Below are 16646 nucleotides of genomic sequence, written 5' to 3'. Positions count from 1 at the left end.
AAGACAAGTGAGCCCTCTGATGTGCAACAGTTGAAGCTTTACGCCAGAATATGGTAACGTGGAACAAAAGATGATGCAAAGAGGATGATGGACACGATGTCTGTTTATCAGGAGACCAAAGTTCTGTTTATTGTTATCATCGGAGCGATTCTCAATGCCGCTTCGCTGAACCTCTTCTTAATCCCGGCAAATGTTCTGTCCGGTGGTATGACCGGTATTGCCCAGCTGATTTCAGCACTGCTGGGACCCGCATCGATCCATATCAGTACCGGGATTCTGCTGCTCCTGCTTAATCTTCCCGTAGCTTATGCCGGCTGGATTAAAATAGGACATCGTTTCACAACATACAGCCTGATCAGTGTCGTCCTGACGACACTTTTCATGATGGTGATTCCTGTTCATCCACTGACTGAAGATATTCTGCTGAATGCGGTGTTTGGCGGAGTCGTTCAGGCAACAGGAGTCGGGCTGACCCTGAAATTCGGTGCATCCACCGGAGGCATGGATATTATTGCCATGATCCTGTCGATGAAAAAGGACCGCCCGATCGGGGGCTATATGTTTGCCTTGAATGCGGTGATCATTCTCTCTGCAGGATTCTTTTTTGGCTGGCGACGCGCTTTGTACACCCTGCTCCAGCAATACGTCAGTATCAGGGTCATTGACGCCATTCACACCAGCTATGTGAAGCTGACCGCCTGGATTGTGACCAGCAAGGCTAAGGAAGTACAGAAAGCCCTTTACGCGAGGCTCGATCGGGGGATCACAAAAATTCCTGCAAAAGGTGGATTCACGGATCAGAATAGGGATGTCCTGATGATGGTCATCACCAGATATGAATTATACGCCTTAAAACGCATCGTCACTGAGACAGATCCCAAAGCCTTTACAAATGTAGTTGAAACAGCTGCCGTATTCGGACTGTTTCATAAAAAAAGGCAGGTATAAATGGATTGCCCGAATAAAAATGATCTGGTAAAATGACAGTAAGAAGAGAGTAAAGGAGGTGGGTCTGTTGTCCTGTGCAGCAAAGCGTCGCATACAGTTAGAGTCTTTTCTCTATCTGATTCGTGCGATTTTTTCTGTATTTTCATTAAAGGGTGGAGTCTGCCCTTTTCTGGGAAAACAGTATAGCTTTGTACGGTGACGCAGCCCGCTCGACGGATTTTTAATACAGCTAGTCCATGAGTGATTGATATTCTCTGATCCACGGGTAAAGTCTTCCGTGGATTTTTTGTGTTCTGAATCTAAGGCTGCACCTTTTGATCTTTTTCAATGAGATCAACGCGAGAAGGCTTCTAAAATGAATAAATATCAGGATGTGACCACTTATGATCATCTGTCAGACAGATCATTTGAAAAAGAATATTGCTGGTAAAGAAATCCTTCATGATGTCAGTTTTACTGTTCATGAGGGTGAAAAGACGGCCATTGTCGGGGCGAACGGAAGTGGGAAAACGACTCTGTTCAATTTAATTTCCGGGCTTGATAAGCCGGACGAGGGCAATGTTGCGATTAAAAAGGAGGCTTCGGTCGGTTACTTGAGGCAATTACCGGATGGAGGAGATCAATCCGTACGTGAGGTCCTGGCAGGCACATTCTCGGCATGTACGGAAATCTCCAGAAAAATGCACGAAATGGAACTTGCTTTCTCTATTGTTTCAGCCGACAAAATGGAAAAAATGCTGAGGACTTATGCGCAACTGCAGGAGACGTTCCAGCGTCTCGGAGGTTACAACATCGATCACTCCATTGAGCATGTTGCAGGAGGTCTCGGCATCGGCCACCTGCTTGATCAACCCTATCGTTCGCTGAGCGGTGGAGAACGGACAAAAGTCGGACTTGCCTGCCAGCTGTTGAACACTCCGGATCTGCTGCTGCTTGATGAGCCGACCAATCATCTGGATATTATGGCACTCGAGTGGCTGGAAAGGTTTATTATGCAGTATAAAGGGACGATTCTCCTGGTGTCACATGATCGCTTTTTTCTTGATCGCACAGTCGGCAAAGTGCTTGATCTGGAGGATGGCACAGTCACTGTTTATCACGGAAATTATTCATCCTATATAAAAGAAAAACAGGAACGGCTTCTGCTTGCTTTTGCGGCTTTTGAGACGCAGCAGAAGAAAATAAACAAGATGAAAGAAACCATCAAACGACTGAAAGAATGGGCAAATCAGGCGAACCCGCCGAATGCCGGACTTCATCGGCGGGCAAAGAGCATGGAAAAGGCTCTTTCGAGAATGGAACGCCTGAAGAAACCGAAAATGGAGTCAGATAAAATGGCACTCAATTTTAACGCCAGTAAACGCACGGGAAACCGCGTTCTGAGCTGCCATGATCTGACCGTCCGTTTCGGTAAACATGTCCTCTTCCGCGGGGTGAATCTGGATTTACGTTACCAGGACCGGATGGCCATTATGGGACCGAACGGCTCCGGTAAAACGACGCTGCTGAAATGTCTGCTCGGGCAGACAAGCCCGGTGGAAGGAGAAATCAAACAGGGAACAAATCTGAATGTCGGTATATTATCACAGCACGTTTTTGAGAATCCCGGAGAAAAAGACAGACGTGTGATCGATGTATTCCGTGAACATGCCAGACTGACGGAAGGAGAAGCCAGAGGTGAACTGGCAAAATTCCTGTTCTATGGTGCCGATGTTTTTCGGAAAATCGGTTCATTAAGTGGTGGTGAACGCGTCCGTATCAGGCTGGCTGATCTGATGATGAAAAAAATTAATGTGTTAATTCTGGATGAACCGACGAACCATCTGGATATCGAGTCCAGAGAGGTGCTGGAAGAGGCCGTCAGTCAATTTACGGGAACCGTCATCGCAGTCAGCCATGACCGTTATTTTCTGAAGCAGTGTTTCAATAAAATTTACTGGCTGGAAAATGGAAAATTAACAAACTATCAACTGGAGAATTCATAATTTCTGAAGAAGTTGACAATCGGACCGCTGCCTGTGCATGAGCGGTCCGATTTTTTTCACCTTTAGTCCGGCCTTGTTAAATGAATCCGGTGATTTCCGCATCATATACTCATTTTTGCCGGCAGTCTTTTGTGCTTTCTCACACTTTCCGGCCGGCAAGTGTCATTCTGATTCGCCGGATTTCGCTTCCCCTGATCGTTTTATTTTTTCATTTTGATAATAGCGCAGGACATGTTCTGCGTAATTCGGATCCCCGTATTTTTTCCAGCCGAGTTCTCTTGCTTTGCTGTCTGAAAATTGCTCTGCCAGCTCCTTGGAGAAGCGGCCTCCGTGATGCCGGACGTAGTCAGTAAAACCGAGTCCGAAGTTATAGCTTTGAAGGGCCAGAGGGATGTTTCCATCCGCTTTATCCATTGACTTTTTAAAATATCTGGTTCCGACCTCTATACTCTTTTCCGGGTCTTCTATCGAGTCTTTCGGAAGACCCAGACTTTCAGACGCCTGCATAATATCAGAAGATTTTCCTTTCGACTCCTGCATGGCCACTGCCATGATCAGATCTGTGTAAGGTTCGAGATCGTTGGCTTTAGCATACTTTCTGAAAAGTGGACGCTGATTTTCAATTTCCGGGCTGATGACCCGGTGATCATTGAGAAACGGGACATGATCGGCCTGAGGACTGTAAAGACTGGAAATGATAAAAAGAGCAAGCCAGGAGAAACCGATGATGGAAAAAAGAGAGATGATTAATGTGATGATTTTTTTCATATTATTTAATCCTGCATGTATTTTTATCCCGTATGAACGGGTAGTGCTACCTGGGTCATGAGGGTAGATGAACAGACCCGGGTGGGGGATGATTGCCCGCAGAAGCACGATGGGTTCAACTGACAATCAGTGGGGGATGCGCTCAGGCTTAAAACGAAAACGAAGGATTCCTGTCGCAACGCCTGCACGAGCACATCCTGTGCGCATGACCCCCCTGCTGGCTGATTGAAATTTTACTTTATACCTCTCATTATATAAACCTTTCATTTAGAATCGTCATTTTTCGTCCGTATACAACCGAAAAATGTCGAATAAACAGGAAATTTTTCGATCGGAGGGGCCCCCTCACACGACCGGCCGCCCTGCATAGGATGAAAAGAGTCAATGCTGAGAGGAAAGGATGACCATAATGTGCGGAATTGCAGGGTGGATTGACCGGCGTCAGGATCTGCGCGGCGAAGGAAAAACGATAAAAAAAATGACGCAGACGATGAAACACCGTGGTCCGGATGATCTGAATATATGGGTATCGGAAAAAGCGGCGCTGGGTCACGCAAGGCTGGTTGTTGTTGATCCGGCGGGTGGATGCCAGCCGATGAGCAAAACGGTCAGGGATCGGGAATATATTCTTGTCTATAACGGCGAGCTTTATAATACAGAAGAAATACGGCAGGATCTCCTGAAGAAAGGCTATCAGTTTAAAGGCCACTCGGATACAGAAGTGCTGTTAACTTCCTATATGGAGTGGCAGGAAGATTGCCTGAGCCGCTTCAACGGCATATTCGCCTTTGCCATCTGGGACCGGAAGAAAGAGAAACTGTTTGCGGCGCGGGACAGACTGGGGGTTAAACCGTTTTTTTACAGTGAAAATGGAGGACGTTTTCTGTTTGGTTCCGAACCCAAAGCGATTCTGGCCCATCCTGACGTCAAGCCATCGATTGACAGAGAAGGCTTATCTGAAGTTTTCGGGCTGGGTCCGTCGAAAACACCGGGTCACGGTATCTATAAGGGGATTCATGATTTGCGTCCGGCACATGCCCTGTCCTTTACAAAAGATGGTTTAAAGATCTGGCGTTACTGGAATGTCAGGAGCGCGCTGCATACGGACAGTCTGCAGGATACGGTAGAGCATGTCCGCTATCTGTTGAAAGATGCGGTGGAACGCCAGCTTTATGCTGATGTCCCTGTAACCACTTTCCTGTCCGGAGGCCTGGATTCGAGCGGTATCTCTTCTATTGCTTCAAACTATTTTAAACGGATCCATCGACCGCCCTTGCATACGTATTCGATTGATTACCGGGAAAATGACAAGTTTTTTCACACAAGCAAGTTTCAGCCGGACAGCGATGCCCCTTATGTGAAAAAAGTTTCTGACTATCTGGGCACCGTGCATCACAGTCTGGTGATTGATAATGAACAACTGGTGGCCTGGCTGAAAAAAGCCATACACATGCGCGATATGCCCGGTTATGCGGATGTGGACTCCTCTTTACTCTGGTTCTGCGAAGGCATTAAGAAAGATTTTACTGTGGCTCTGTCCGGCGAATGTGCCGATGAAATATTCGGGGGATACCCATGGTTTCATAGTCCGGAAACTTCGGCGAAAGAAGGATTTCCGTGGATGCGCTCGACAGAGGCGCGCCAGAGTCTTCTGAATGAGAAGTGGGAAAGCCGGCTGAATCTGAAAGAATATGCCCTGATGCGGTTTCATGAGACAGTAGCTGAGACGCCGCGCCTTGAAAGTGAGTCAGCAATTGATGCAAAAAGACGTGAACTGTTTTATCTTAATATGAACTGGTTTATGACGGCTTTACTTGATCGGAAAGACAGGATGAGTATGGGAGCGAGCCTCGAAGTGCGCGTCCCTTTTGCCGATCATCGGCTCGTCCAGTATCTGTGGAATGTGCCATGGGAGATGAAAATGCACGGCGGGCGGGAAAAAGGGATTCTAAGAGAAGCACTCAGGGGCTATCTGCCGGATGAGGTTTTATATCGGAAGAAAAGCCCCTATCCGAAAACCTTCCACCCGAAGTATACTGAAGCTGTTTCAGGATGGCTCAAGAAAGTCATTGACCGGCCGGGTGCGCCGCTTCTTGAATTCGTTCAAAAAGATAAGGTACAGTCAATCATTGATACCGCGGGCGCGTCATTTAAAGTGCCCTGGTTCGGTCAGTTAATGAGCGGGCCGCAGCTGATCGCTCATCTGGCGATGATCAATGAGTGGCTGGAAACCTATCATGTGGATATTGTTGACCGTTGAAAGAAGACAAAAAGGGATCGGGGGCGACTGCCCGATCCCTTTAAAAATCAATATCGTCCATTGTGTAAGCGGTTTCTAAACCTGTGTTATAATACAATTTGGGATATTTTTGATCATGAAAGCGGGGGGATCAAATGGCTACGCTGTCTGATGTTGCTAAAAAAGCCGTCGTGTCGAAAATGACGGTTTCTCGCGTGATCAACCATCCGGACAAAGTTTCGGATGAGCTCCGCAAACTAGTCTATACGGCGATGAAAGAACTCAATTATGTCCCTAATTTCGCCGCCAGGGCTCTGGTTCAGAACCGTACAAGGATCATTAAGTTCCTGATCCTTGAAGAGATGGATGTAACAGAACCCTATTATATGAATCTTCTGGCAGGAATTGCTAAAGAGCTTGATCAGAACCATTACGCGCTGCAGCTTGCCACCCGTCTTTCACATGAAATCGGCCCCTGTGACGGGTTAATTGTCACGGGCATGAGGAAAGCAGATTATGACCGTATTATCGATAAACTGGAGCGTCCTGTTGTCTTATTCGGACAGAATAACCGAGGTTATGATTTCGTCGATGTGGACAATGAAAAGGGTATTCGTCTGGCTGTCCGGCATGTCATAGACCTTGGCTTTAAGCAAATCCTGTTTTTCGGGATCAGGCTCGATGAACCATTTATGGCTGCCAGAATCAGAGGCTATGAGAAGACAGTGAGGCGACACAAGCTGGCCGGTCGTGTATTTCTTATGAAAAACAGTTCGCACGCCGCTCAGGCACAGGCTCAGGCTCTGTTAACAGAGCTTCACGGGAAAGTTGCTTTTATATGCGCCTCCGACCGGATTGCCATTGGTGTCGTCAGAGCCATCCGGGCCGCTGGGTTAGCGATACCGACGGATGCAGCGGTCACCGGATTTGACGGCGTCTTTCTTGACCGGATATCCTGTCCAAAGCTGACGACCGTCCGCCAGCCTGTGATTGAGATGGGCCAGGAATGTGCACGCATGCTTCTGAAAAAGATTGACCTGAATGACGGCCATATCGGCAGCCGTATTTTTCAGCCTGAACTGATTATCCGCGAATCAACGCTTATCAAATAGATGCAGGAAAAGAGGAACATGCCCGGCATGTTCCTCTTTTCCTCACAATACTGTTATCGCTAACAGTGGGACTTCTTATTGTTATCTGTGAAAACGCATGCTATTTTAACAAGTGAAAGGCGTAATGTGCAGCGTCTCTGGCGGCGTCAGGCTGTTGTTAATCAGATTTATCCAAGGGACTTAAAGAGACAAACGGGGGACGGGATTGGGGGGCATCAGAGGGATTATGGAAAAACCGAGTGACATATGCGGTGCCCTGGGGTTAACGTCCTGCGTCTGAACCCGATCTTCAAGACGTCACGTGTCGCACTGAACGTGCCGGGATGCTGGCAACATTGATGTATTCGCACTATATGAATGCGGCGTTTTGTTAAAAAACAATGAACAGGAGGGATAGAAAATGGAAAAATCAGCCGTTTATCACCAGCCTTGCAGCGCTTATGCTTATCCTTATGATAACGATACGCTGCATATCAGGATCAGGACAAAAAAAGAGGATATCCAGTCCGTTTCATTGATTTACGGAGACCCGTTCCGCTCGGAAGAAAAAGAAAAGGGCGTGTGGGAATGGCTCAGCAGTCAGAAAAAAATGGAGAAAATCGCCAAAACAGATTTGCATGACTACTGGCTGGCCACGGTTCAGCCGCCCTTTCATCGCCTTCAGTATGGTTTTGTCCTCACTTCGTCTGAGGGTGAAACGGCCTTTTACGGAGACAGAGGTTTTTTGCCGGCAGAAAAGCAAACGTTTACGGCAGCGGATAACTTTTTCAAATTTCCTTTTATCCATGAAGCAGATCGATTTAAAGCCCCGGAATGGGTTAAATCGACCGTCTGGTATCAGATCTTCCCGGAACGTTTTGCAGATGGAGATCCATCGATATCCCCGGAAAATGCCTTGCCATGGGGAAGCAAGGATCCCGGTCGCAAAGATTTTTTCGGCGGCGATCTTCAGGGAATCATCGATCACCTCGATTATCTGCAGGATCTGGGCATCGGCGGTCTTTACCTGAATCCCATTTTTGAGGCGCCGACAAATCACAAATATGACACGACGGACTATTTTTCGATTGACCCGCATTTCGGAAACAGGGAGATCTTCCGCAAACTGGTACAGGAAGCCCACAAAAGGGGTATCCGGATCATGCTCGACGCGGTTTTCAACCATATCGGCAGCAGATCAAAGCAGTGGCAGGATGTCGTTAAAAATGAAGAGAAGTCGCGTTATAGGGACTGGTTCCATATCCGCTCGTTCCCGGTCAAAGAGGGACAGAACGGAAATTTCGAAGGAAAAACAACTCTGTCCTTTGATACGTTCGCCTTTACCCCGAAAATGCCGAAACTCAATACGGCAAATCCTGAGGTGCAGGACTATCTGCTCGATATCGCCACTTACTGGATTCGGGAGTTTGATATTGATGGCTGGCGTCTGGACGTGGCGGATGAGGTGGACCATGCATTCTGGAAAAAATTCCATAAGGCTGTAACAGATGCAAAAAGTGACATTTACATTGTCGGGGAGATCTGGCATGACGCCTGGAACTGGCTGCAGGGCGACGAATTTCACAGCGTGATGAACTATCCACTCACCCAGTCGATCATTGATTTCTTCGTCGAAGACAAAATCACGGCATCGCAGGCCGTCAGCACCATTAATGCGCATTTTATGAAATATATGCAGCCGGCTAATGAAGTCGCCTTTAACCTGCTCGACAGCCATGACACCGCCCGGATTCTGACAAAAGCCAGAGGGGACAGGCAGAAAGTCAAACAGGCGCTTGCTTTCCTGTTTACCCAAGCCGGCTCGCCCTGCATTTATTATGGCACCGAAATCGGCATGGACGGTGCAGCCGATCCACTCTGCCGTAAATGCATGATTTGGGATAAGGACGCGCAGGATCGGGAGATGCTGGCGTTTACGAAAAAACTGATTAAATTAAAAAAAGCGTATCATCAAATCCTGACTTACGGGAGACTGACATGGCTCACTCTTGATGATCAGAAGAAAATGCTCTCTTTTAAGAAGGAACTTGATGGGAAAGCGCTCATTTTTGTCTTTAACCACGGTAAAACGGCACAAAAAATGAATATCAGCGAGGAACCTTTACTTCTTCAGAATATCTGGACAGGAGAAACATCCACTGTCAGGTCAGTTAAGACAAAAGCACAGCACTTTCTTGTCCTTGCAACCCCTGTTTAAGAAATGGAAAACAGTTATCGGTAACATGAAAAAACAAATTGAAAGCGCTTACTATTTATTCATATAATAAAACTGTAAGAAAAAAGGGAGGGAAAAGTTGATGAAACATATAAAAAAAGTCATTTCAATGCTTGTCATTTTTGGCCTGATATTTACGCTGGCGGCATGCGGATCCGGTGGTTCAGGCGAATCCAATGGGAAAAAGACGCTGACCGTTTCGATTGATCCGACTTATGAAAAATTTGCAAAGGATATTATTCCGAAATTTGAAAAAGCGAATAACGTCAAAGTCAAACTGGTAAAAAAACCGATGTTCGATCAGCTGGAAGCATTGCCGCTGGATGGTCCCTCAGGTAATGGCCCCGATGTCATGATCGGACCGTATGATCGGATCGGCGGACTCGGTCAGCAGGGTCATTTGCTGGAACTCGACAAGGGCATCCTGGATCCCTTTGATCAGAAGAATAAAGAAATGATGAATATCGGCGGAAAAATTTACGGCGTTCCCTTTGTTAATGAAACACTGGTGATGTTTTATAACAAAGATCTCCTGTCAAAAGCCCCCAAAACCTTTGAAGAACTGGAAAGTCTGACGAAAGATCCAAAATACGCCTTTAAGTCGGAATCCGGAAAATCAACTGCATTTCTGACCAAATGGACGGATTTCTTCTTTAGCTACGGTCTTCTGTCAGGATATGGTGCTTACGTCTTTGGAGATAACGGGACTGACCGGGAAGACATCGGCCTGAATAATGACGGCGCTGTTGAAGCAGGAAAATATGCCGCTCACTGGTTCCAGGATATCTGGCCCAAAGGCATGAGAGACGTTAAAAGTTCCGGAGATTTCGTGCTGAAACAGTTCCAGGATGGAAAAACGGCTGCCATTATCGATGGACCCTGGCAGGCTGTCGCCTTAAAAAACGCTAAGGTCAATTATGGCGTTTCCCTGATCCCGACACTGCCGAATGGTAAACCGTATGCCCCGTTTGCCGGAGGAAAGGGATGGATCGCTTCTGCTTACACAAAGCAGCCTGAACTTGCTCAGAAGTGGCTCACATATGTCACAAATGAAAAAAATTCTTATAAGTTCTTTGAAGCGACCAACGAAATTCCGGCTAATGTCAAGACTCAGGAAAAGGTCAGCCAGGGTTCAAATGAATTAGCCAATGCAGTGATTAAACAATATCAGTCTTCTGTTCCAATGCCAAGTATCCCGGAAATGGCGGAAGTCTGGCCAGGTATGGAATCGACGATGTTTAATATTGCTTCAGGGAAAAAAGCACCGAAAAAGGCACTTGATGATGCGGTGAAGATGATTCAGACGAATATCAAGCAAAAATACAATCAATAAAACTCTGAAACAGTGAGAGGGTAGCATGATGACAGGAATAAATAAAAAAAATGTCCGCAGGGCCGGGATGCTATCCATAATCCCCGGTCTCGGGCAATTCTATAATAAACAGCCTTTCAAAGGAATCCTTTTTCTTTTCCTTACGCTCTTGTTTGTTATTGAAATGGCCAGTATTGGCGGTCATGCCCTGACGAATCTCATCACACTGGGAACCGTACCGATTCAGGATCATTCCCTTTTCCTGATGGTCAGAGGGACACTGCAGCTCATCATCGTATGCCTGTTTGTATTATTCTGGATATTGAATTTTCTCGATGCAAGAAAAGTAGCCAGACAATGGAATGTACTGGGGATGGCCAACACGTCTGCCCGATCCATACTCAAAAATGTCTGGGCGAACGGCTTTCCCTATTTATTAACAGTTCCAGCCTATTTTGTGATGACCTTCATTATCATCTTTCCTGTCCTGGTCACGCTTTTAATGGCCTTCACGAATTATGATTTTTATCATATTCCGCCGGCCAGATTAATTGACTGGACCGGGTTCACCAACTTTGCCAATATTATGTTTCTCAGTTCCTATCGATCGACCTTTGTTACGGTGCTAGGGTGGACGATCATCTGGGCGCTTATTGCCACAACATGCCAGATTATACTCGGCATATTGACAGCAGTTGTCGCCAATCAGAATTTTATTATCGGGAAAAAGCTTTTCCGGGTTATCTTCCTGCTTCCCTGGGCAGTGCCCGCATTCATCACGATTATGAGTTTCTCCAACATGTTTAATGACAGTATTGGAGCGATCAATGTCCAGGTGATCCACTTAATAAACATACTTCCCTTTGTGGATATCCCGGCGATTTCCTGGAAAACCGATCCGTTCTGGACAAAAACGGCGCTGATTATGATTCAGACCTGGCTCGGCTTCCCCTATATTTATGTGATGGTCACCGGTGTCCTTCAGGCGATTCCCGATGAACTCTATGAGGCAGCAAAGATTGATGGCGCCAATTTTCTGCAAAAGTTTAATCAGATTACGCTGCCGATGATTTTATTTGCGACGGCACCGGTTCTGATCACCCAGTATACGTTTAATTTTAACAATTTTGCGATCATCTACCTGTTCAATATGGGAGGACCCGGAGATGTCGGCGGCGGTGCCGGTACGACGGATATCCTGATCTCGTGGATTTACAAACTGACGACCGGGACAGCGCCGCAGTTCGCACTCGCCTCAGCCGTGACGATTGTCATTTCGATAATCGTTATCGCAATCTCACTCATCGCCTTCAAGAAGACGAATGCGTTTGGTAAAGAGGGGATGATGTAAATGAAGGAATTACTGAAAAATCAAAAGTTCACTCGATTCTGGAATCGGTTCTTCACGTATTTGTTCCTGATCCTGCTGAGCATCATCATTATCTATCCGCTGCTTATTACGGCATCGTCGGCATTCAAGTCGGGTAATCTGGTCGCATTTACGCTGGATTTCTCTTCATCCTGGTCATTTGATAACTTCCGGAGACTGTTCTCGGATACCCTTTATCTGACATGGTATAAAAACACGTTGATTATCGCGGTGTCGACCATGATCATTCAGCTGGTCATCGTGACACTTGCCGGTTATACATTCAGCCGTTACCGTTTCACAGGAAGAAAGAATGGCCTGGTGTTTTTCCTGATTATTCAAATGGTACCAACCATGGCTGCCCTGACCGCATTCTATGTCCTGGCCGTGATCCTCAATGCGTTAAATCAGTACTGGTTCCTGACTATGATTTATGTTGGGGGTGGTATTCCGATGAATACCTGGCTAATGAAAGGTTATTTTGATACCGTACCGAGGGATCTGGATGAGTCTGCGAAAATAGACGGGGCCGGGCATTTGCGGATCCTGTGGCAGATCAACCTGCCGCTTGTCAAACCGATGCTCGCTGTCCAGGCTTTATGGGCTTTTATGGCACCGTTCGGTGATTTCATGCTGGCGAAGTTTTTACTGCGTACGCCTGAAAGTCTGACGGTTGCTGTGGGGCTGCAGCAGTTCATTTCTAATCCCAGGGATCAGATGGTTGCTCTTTTCGCGGCGGGTTCCATATTGATCGCTTTACCTATCGTCCTGTTATTCTTCTACCTGCAGAGATATTTTGTTTCCGGTCTGACAGCAGGAGGCACGAAGGGGTAATGTATCATGCACAAATATCGATTTCCAGTCAATTACTTTATGACAATGAGTTTTCCAAAGCGAATTTTCCAGAATCGGAAAATGTTCGGCTGGCTGAAACTCACTCTTCTGTTTATTTTTATCAACGCCTGCCTTATGGTACCTGTCAGCCTGATGCTTTCATCTCTGAAGAGTTTTGACATTAGAAATGTCGCACCTGAACTGACCAGTCAGATCGCTGACAGGTTTGCAGCTCGTCTGCAAAATGCCCGGCTCAGCGGGGGAAATCTGAAGGGCGCGGATTCTTTCAGCTTTTCCAGCAAGGGAACGTTACTTGCTGTGGATCTGGAAAACAAGTGGTCGGCTCAGGGTGGAAGTTATCACAAACAGATCAGCGGTGTCGATAATGCCCTGATTATGCAACGAAGCCAGTTCATCATAACGGACAAAAGCGGTTATGGATTCGAGATTCACTATCCGGTCAGACAGGCAGAGTGGCAGGCCGGGAACGCGAAACAGTTAAAAGCAACGCTCGGACAGCTCTGGCTTCGGCAGTATAAGCCGCTGCTGCTGGCCATTCTGTCGCTGATGAGTTTCGCGGCCCTGATGATCTCAAATCTGATCCTGCTGGGGATCTTTTCCTTTGTTTTATGGCTGACAGGCCGATCAGGCTTTTCAGCGATCCGCTCCTTTAAAGAGGCGGTATCCATCGTCATGCTGTCAGCAGGGGCCCCATCGATTATAGCTATGATCCTCGGCGTTGCCGGGATGAATATAGCGACAGCACTTCTGTTCCAATCCATTGGGCTCATCCTCATGATCAGCCTTGTGTTCTTTCGTACACATTTTCAGGAAAGTTCGATGAAAAAGCAATCACAGATTAAAGCAGTAAGCGGGTGAATGTAACATGACGCGATCACGATTATTTGATATTAATGGATGGAAATTGACGACCCATCGCCTGCATAAGGAACAGATGCGTCTGGAGGAAAGCCTGACCTCGCTTGGGAATGGTTATATGGGGATGCGCGGCAATTTTGAAGAGACGTACTCCGGCGATCATCATCAGGGCACGTATTTCGCGGGGATCTGGTATCCGGACAAAACCCGTGTCGGCTGGTGGAAGAACGGGTATCCCGAATATTTCGGCAAAGTGATCAATAGCATGAATCTGATCGGTTTGCATCTTTTCCTCGATGAGGAAGAGGTGGATCTTTACAAGGATCCGGTTGAGCATTTTCAACTTGAACTGGATATGCGGTCGGGCACTTTGAAGCATTCCTATGTCATCGTGAAAAAAGGGAAAAAAACGCGGATTGAGGCCGAACGATTTCTCAGTATTGTCAATAAAGAGATCTGCGCGGTACGCTTTCGCGTGACAGGGTTATCCGGTCCGGTTTCCGTCCGGCTCGTCCCTTACCTTGACGGAGACGTGCGAAATGAGGATGCAAACGATGAGGAGATGTTCTGGCTTGAGACAGGCAGGTCGTCAGAGCCGGGATGCTCCAGCCTGGCTGTTCGGACCATCGATAATCCGTTTGGCACACCGGTCTTTACTGTAGCTGCTTCGATGGCCGTCCGGACTGATTTTCAGGCAGATGTTTCAGAGAATCAGAGGCCCTTATATGTCGCACAATCCTTTGCTGCCGATCTGGAAGCGGGGCGTTCGCTGACTCTTGACAAATTTGTGGCGGTCACGACAAGCAGGGATGATGATGTCCCGAAATTACTGCCAAAATCCAGGGAACTGCTCGGCCAGGCGGCAGACAGCGGATTTTCAGAACTGAAAAAAGAACACGCCGCGGCCTGGCACAGGCGGTGGGAAAAGTCGGATATTACGATTGACGGCGACGATGAAGCGCAGCAGGGCATCCGCTTCAATCTGTTTCAGCTTTTTTCCACTTACTATGGCGATGATGCGCGCCTGAATATTGGCCCGAAAGGTTTTACCGGTGAGAAATACGGCGGGGCAACGTATTGGGACACGGAGGCTTACGCGGTACCGTTTTATCTTTCCACTGCGGGTCCGGCTGTGACCCGGCAACTGCTTTTGTACCGCTATCATCAGCTTGATGGTGCATATCATAACGCGCGGCAGCAGGGACTGAAGGGCGCATTGTATCCGATGGTCACCTTCACAGGAGTTGAATGTCATAATGAGTGGGAAATCACATTTGAGGAGATCCACCGCAATGCAGCGATCGCTTATGCAATTTATAATTATGTCAATTATTCAGGTGATAAATCCTATATTGATCAGTACGGGATTGATGTCCTGACCGGTATCTGCCGGTTCTGGGCGGACCGGGTCCATTTTTCAAGACGCCGGGGCAAGTACATGATTCACGGAGTGACCGGTCCGAATGAATATGAAAACAATGTCAATAACAACTGGTATACGAACAAAATGGCCGCCTGGACTTTAGGGTACACACTCAGCGTACTGGATCTGGTCAGTACCGGAAAATATCAGGCGCTCGGACTGTCACAGAAAGAAACGGATCACTGGCAGGACATCATTGACCGGATGTATTATCCCTTCGATGAGAAATTGGGTATCTTTGTCCAGCATGATACCTTCCTGGATAAGGAAATCAGACCGGCAACAGAAATTCCCCGGGATGAGCGGCCGATCAATCAGCACTGGTCATGGGATAAAATCCTGCGTTCCTGTTTCATTAAGCAGGCGGATGTTCTGCAGGGTATTTATTTCCTCAATGATCAATTCAGTGATGAAGAGAAGAAACGGAATTTCGAATTTTATGAGCCGCTGACGGTGCACGAATCCAGCCTGTCGGCCTGTGTGCATGCCATCCTCGCATCGGAGCTGGGAAAGAAAGAAAAGGCACTGGCTTTGTATCAGCGGACGGCGCGGCTCGACCTTGACAATTATAATAACGACACAGACGACGGGCTGCATATTACCTCCATGACAGGCAGCTGGCTCGCCATCGTTCAGGGTTTTGCCGGGATGCGTACGTTTCAGGAAACACTTTCCTTTGCACCTCATTTACCGGACGAGTGGCAGGCTTACTCGTTTAAAGTAAATTACCGTGGACGGCTGATTCAAGTCAGGATCGAAAAGCAGGCCCTGCATCTGGATCTGCTTTCAGGCGAACCCCTTCAGCTGAAACTCTATGGACGGGCGATCCTGCTTAAGCACGCATACACCGGGAAACTGTGCACAAAGAGGGAGGCGGGCAAAACGTGAAGGCAGTCATCTTTGATCTGGACGGTGTGATTACCGATACGGCAAAGTATCACTTTGAAGCCTGGAAAAATCTGTCCCGATCGATTGGCATCGAAATTGACGAGACGTTTAATCAACACCTGTTGGGCATCAGCCGGATGGAATCCTTAGAGCTTATCCTGCAATTCGGCGGCCGGTCAGATGATTTTTCCGCATTAGAGAAGGACGAACTCGCCGCCAGAAAGAACGAGGCGTACCGGGGACTGATTTCCGGCATGACACCGGCTGATCTGCTTCCCGGCATCGGTCAGTTTTTAAGGGATTTGAAAGAGGCGGGGATAAAAATCGGCCTGGCCTCAGCAAGCAGAAATGGTCCGTTTATCCTCGACAGTCTGCAGATCACCTCATTTTTTGATGCAATCGTTGATCCGGCAAAATTAAAAAAAGGAAAGCCGGATCCGGAGATTTTCGCTGCAGCGGCTGCACAGTTAAAAATGCGCCCTGCCGAATGTGCCGGGATTGAGGACGCAGTTGCCGGCATTCAGGCCATCAACGCAGCGGGTATGTTTTCCGTTGGCATCGCGACACCTGCCGCTGCTGCTGCCGACTGGCGTGTGGCATCGACGGCGGAACTGACACTTGAACGTCTGAAACAGCATTTTACCCGAAAGGATAAATAACGGACATGGAAAAGC

At 47.5% G+C, this 16646-nt stretch carries 12 protein-coding genes; 11 read left to right on the top strand and 1 reads right to left on the bottom strand.

The window, feature by feature from the left end:
- Window positions 1-96: 96 nt before the first annotated feature.
- Window positions 97-948 (top strand): YitT family protein, encoded by an 852-nt coding sequence (locus EWH91_RS09005; protein ID WP_129929718.1) that lies wholly within the window; start codon window positions 97-99, stop codon window positions 946-948.
- A 383-nt stretch (window positions 949-1331) separates the two neighbouring features.
- Window positions 1332-2933, top strand: a complete 1602-nt coding sequence (gene abc-f, locus EWH91_RS09000) for a ribosomal protection-like ABC-F family protein (protein ID WP_129929717.1) — start codon at window positions 1332-1334, stop codon at window positions 2931-2933.
- Window positions 2934-3095: 162 nt separating this feature from the next.
- On the opposite strand, the gene EWH91_RS08995 is transcribed toward abc-f, so the two are convergent.
- Window positions 3096-3701 (bottom strand): lysozyme family protein, encoded by a 606-nt coding sequence (locus tag EWH91_RS08995; RefSeq protein ID WP_129929716.1) that lies wholly within the window; start codon window positions 3699-3701, stop codon window positions 3096-3098.
- A 409-nt stretch (window positions 3702-4110) separates the two neighbouring features.
- Here EWH91_RS08995 and asnB point away from each other — a divergent pair, with 409 nt between their 5' ends.
- From asnB to pgmB, 9 genes are all read left to right on the top strand, one after another.
- A complete protein-coding gene (gene asnB / locus EWH91_RS08990; protein WP_129929715.1) occupies window positions 4111-5961 on the top strand; it encodes an asparagine synthase (glutamine-hydrolyzing) in 1851 nt (616 codons plus the stop codon).
- Between the two features lie 134 nt (window positions 5962-6095).
- A complete protein-coding gene (locus EWH91_RS08985) occupies window positions 6096-7052 on the top strand; it encodes a LacI family DNA-binding transcriptional regulator (RefSeq protein WP_129929714.1) in 957 nt (318 codons plus the stop codon).
- A gap of 400 nt (window positions 7053-7452) precedes the next feature.
- The gene (locus EWH91_RS08980) at window positions 7453-9249 is read left to right on the top strand and encodes a glycoside hydrolase family 13 protein (RefSeq protein WP_129929713.1); all 1797 of its coding nucleotides are present in this window, start codon (window positions 7453-7455) and stop codon (window positions 9247-9249) included.
- A 100-nt stretch (window positions 9250-9349) separates the two neighbouring features.
- Window positions 9350-10600 (top strand): extracellular solute-binding protein, encoded by a 1251-nt coding sequence (locus tag EWH91_RS08975; RefSeq protein WP_129929712.1) that lies wholly within the window; start codon window positions 9350-9352, stop codon window positions 10598-10600.
- 25 nt (window positions 10601-10625) lie between these two features.
- A complete protein-coding gene (locus EWH91_RS08970) occupies window positions 10626-11930 on the top strand; it encodes a carbohydrate ABC transporter permease (RefSeq protein ID WP_129929711.1) in 1305 nt (434 codons plus the stop codon).
- Window positions 11931-12782: a sugar ABC transporter permease gene (locus EWH91_RS08965; RefSeq protein WP_129929710.1), complete on the top strand. Its 852-nt coding sequence runs from the start codon at window positions 11931-11933 to the stop codon at window positions 12780-12782.
- Between the two features lie 6 nt (window positions 12783-12788).
- Complete coding sequence (locus EWH91_RS08960) at window positions 12789-13661, top strand: DUF1189 family protein (protein ID WP_129929709.1); 873 nt, start codon at window positions 12789-12791, stop codon at window positions 13659-13661.
- A 7-nt stretch (window positions 13662-13668) separates the two neighbouring features.
- Window positions 13669-15972, top strand: a complete 2304-nt coding sequence (locus EWH91_RS08955) for a glycoside hydrolase family 65 protein (protein ID WP_129929708.1) — start codon at window positions 13669-13671, stop codon at window positions 15970-15972.
- Window positions 15969-16631: a beta-phosphoglucomutase gene (gene pgmB, locus EWH91_RS08950; RefSeq protein ID WP_129929707.1), complete on the top strand. Its 663-nt coding sequence runs from the start codon at window positions 15969-15971 to the stop codon at window positions 16629-16631. Before EWH91_RS08955 ends, pgmB begins: the two co-directional genes overlap by 4 nt.
- Window positions 16632-16646 lie beyond the last annotated feature (15 nt).

Origin of the sequence: Sporolactobacillus sp. THM19-2 (genome assembly GCF_004153195.1) — a bacterium.
In the GTDB taxonomy this organism is placed as follows: Bacteria; Bacillota; Bacilli; order Bacillales; family Sporolactobacillaceae; genus Sporolactobacillus.
This window is presented reverse-complemented; position numbering and strand designations above follow the sequence as displayed.